2 tRNA genes and 2 rRNA genes are annotated in these 807 nt (G+C 47.0%); all 4 read right to left on the bottom strand.

Annotated features, from left to right (window positions below):
• Positions 1 to 127 (bottom strand): 23S ribosomal RNA (locus HP456_RS24510); the annotation flags it as partial.
• A gap of 286 nt (positions 128 to 413) precedes the next feature.
• Positions 414 to 486, bottom strand: a tRNA-Ala gene (locus tag HP456_RS24505).
• Between the two features lie 13 nt (positions 487 to 499).
• A tRNA-Ile gene (locus HP456_RS24500) sits at positions 500 to 576 on the bottom strand.
• Between the two features lie 116 nt (positions 577 to 692).
• Positions 693 to 807: ribosomal RNA gene (locus HP456_RS24495) — 16S ribosomal RNA — on the bottom strand; the annotation flags it as partial.

Genomic DNA, 807 nt, shown 5'->3' with positions numbered 1-807 from the left:
GTTCCCCCATTCGGAAATCTCCGGATCAAAGCTCACTTACAGCTCCCCGAAGCATATCGGTGTTAGTCCCGTCCTTCGTCGGCTCCTAGTGCCAAGGCATCCACCGTGCGCCCTTCATAACTTAACCTAAATTTTGCTTTATCAGCTTCGAATCTCTTCGTCAGCTCAGTCGTTCACATCCTCACGCACGCAAAAGTGCGCTCCGGTGTTCTCTCCTTCGCTTCCTCGACCTTCTCGCTGCTAAATCAAAATTTGATTCACTTACTTACTAAGTTAGGATTAAACCTAAAATGGCGATACTCGGTAATTTCTTGACTATCAATTACTCTTTATCTAGTTTTCAAGGAACAAATTCCATCTCGAAAGAGATGAGTTGGTTATTTTACTCCGCTTCGCTTCGTAAAAAACCTAAGTGGAGCCTAGCGGGATCGAACCGCTGACCTCCTGCGTGCAAAGCAGGCGCTCTCCCAGCTGAGCTAAGGCCCCGTATGAATGAATATGGTGGGCCTAAGTGGACTCGAACCACCGACCTCACGCTTATCAGGCGTGCGCTCTAACCAGCTGAGCTATAGGCCCCTACTCATAAAAAGGATGATAAGCAATGCTTATCATAAGTGTATTGAATTTAATGGATTGAACCATCAAAACTGAACAAAACTTCGACTGTCAAACGTTTCATATATATTCCTTAGAAAGGAGGTGATCCAGCCGCACCTTCCGATACGGCTACCTTGTTACGACTTCACCCCAATCATCTGTCCCACCTTAGGCGGCTGGCTCCAAAAGGTTACCTCACCGACTTCGGGT

This window comes from Bacillus haikouensis (genome assembly GCF_013179555.1).
GTDB classification, from domain to species: Bacteria; Bacillota; Bacilli; order Bacillales; family Bacillaceae_B; genus Rossellomorea; species Rossellomorea haikouensis_A.
This window is presented reverse-complemented; position numbering and strand designations above follow the sequence as displayed.